1 pseudogene is annotated in these 431 nt (G+C 46.6%); it reads left to right on the top strand.

From position 1 onward, the window contains the following. Window positions 1-431: pseudogene (locus GNF10_RS37355) on the top strand (photosystem II q(b) protein); the annotation flags it as partial.

The raw sequence follows: 431 nt of genomic DNA, 5'->3' as shown, positions 1-431 counted from the left end.
GGTATCTCAGGAACATTCAACTTCATGATCGTGTTCCAAGCAGAACACAACATCTTGATGCACCCCTTCCACCAACTAGGTGTAGCTGGTGTATTCGGCGGAAGCTTGTTCTCTGCAATGCACGGTTCTTTGGTTACATCTTCATTGGTTCGTGAAACAACCGAAACCGAATCACAAAACTACGGTTACAAATTCGGTCAAGAAGAAGAAACCTACAACATCGTTGCAGCTCACGGCTACTTCGGTCGTCTAATCTTCCAATACGCTTCTTTCAACAACAGCCGTTCACTGCACTTCTTCCTCGCAGCATGGCCTGTAATCGGCATCTGGTTCACCGCCTTGGGTGTAAGCACAATGGCGTTCAACTTGAACGGTTTCAACTTCAACCAATCAATCATTGACTCTGAAGGTCGTGTGATTGCAACTTGGGC

The organism is Nostoc sp. UCD121, from assembly GCF_014222285.1.
Classification (GTDB): domain Bacteria; phylum Cyanobacteriota; class Cyanobacteriia; order Cyanobacteriales; family Nostocaceae; genus Nostoc.
This window is presented reverse-complemented; position numbering and strand designations above follow the sequence as displayed.